The sequence below is a fragment of the Streptomyces sp. NPDC006435 genome, from assembly GCF_040612315.1.
GTDB lineage: Bacteria > Actinomycetota > Actinomycetes > Streptomycetales > Streptomycetaceae > Streptomyces.
Genome location: NZ_JBEXPY010000119.1, coordinates 1 through 1,281, shown reverse-complemented (window position 1 = coordinate 1,281; position 1,281 = coordinate 1). Strand labels below are relative to the sequence as shown.

The 1,281-nt window shown below is 70.6% G+C and carries 1 protein-coding gene; it reads left to right on the top strand.

Features of this window, described 5'->3' with window-relative positions; translation table 11 throughout:
* The first annotated feature begins 180 nt into the window (after window positions 1-180).
* A complete protein-coding gene (locus ABZZ04_RS39370; protein WP_356937048.1) occupies window positions 181-1,269 on the top strand; it encodes a right-handed parallel beta-helix repeat-containing protein in 1,089 nt (362 codons plus the stop codon).
* Window positions 1,270-1,281 lie beyond the last annotated feature (12 nt).

Sequence of the window (1,281 nt, the reverse complement as noted above, 5' to 3'; positions counted from 1 at the left end):
TCGGTGGTGCTTCTGGTCCTGTCCGGGTGTGGTTCGTCCGGTGGTGATGGCAAGCGGGGGTTGTCCGGGCCGCCGGTGGTGTTGCGGGTGCCCGGGGGGTATCCGTCGATCCAGGAGGCGGTGGATGTCGCCCGATCGGGGGATGTCGTGCTGGTCTCTTCGGGTGTTTACCGTGAGGCGGTGACCGTGCGCCGTCCGGGGGTGGTGCTGCGCGGTGCGGACCGCGAGGGGACGGTCGTGGACGGGGAGTTCCGGCGTGCCAACGGGATCACGGTCACCGGTGCGGGGTCGGTGGTGGAGAACCTGACCGTCCGCAACCATCTGGCGAACGGGGTGCTGTTCACCGGTGTCACCGACGAGCGCCTGCAGGGCGCGGGTGCGGGCGGGGGCGAGGGGTACGACCCGCTGGACACGGTCAGGTTCCCGCCGCTGAAGGGGTTCCGGGCCTCGTACGTGACCGCGTACAACAACGCCCTGTACGGCATCTACGCCTTCGACGCGCGCGGTGGTGTCATCGAGCGCTCCTACGCCTCGGGGCAGTCCGACTCGGGGATCTACGTCGGGCAGTGCGACCCGTGCGACACCGTGGTGCGGAACAACACCCTGGAGCACAACGCGATCGGCATCGAGGTCACCAACGCCTCCCGCAACCTGTACTTCCTGGCCAACACCGTGCGCCGCAACCGGGTCGGTGTGACCGTCAACTCCAACAACCTGGAGGCCCTGGGCCCGCAGCACGGGGCCGTGGTCGTCGGCAACACCGTCACCGGCAACAACGACGACCGCAGCCCCGAACAGGCCGACGGCGGCTTCGGCATCGGCATCGGGATCGGCGGCGGCACCCGCAACCGCATCGAACGCAACCGCATCGAGGACCACCGCGTGGCCGCCCTCGTCCTGCGCGACGTCCAGGGCTACCCCGCCCAGGGCAACACCATCCGCGACAACACCATCACCGCCGGCACCCTCGTCCTGGCCACCGCCCGCACCGGAGGCAACTGCATCACCGGCAACACCCCCGCCCCCACCAGCCCCCACCCCCTGCCCCCCGCCACCACCACCTGCCCCGGACACGACACCCCCCTCACCACACCCGGCACCACCACACCCGTGAAAACCCCACCCGGCATCTCCTTCAAACACATCACCCCACCACCCCCACAACAACAGATGCCCAACGCCCCGACCGCCCCCGCCCACCCCGCCACCCACCTCCCCGGGCCCGTCGACCCCACCCGCTACCCCCTCCCGGCACCCACCACCGACTGACACACCCCCGAC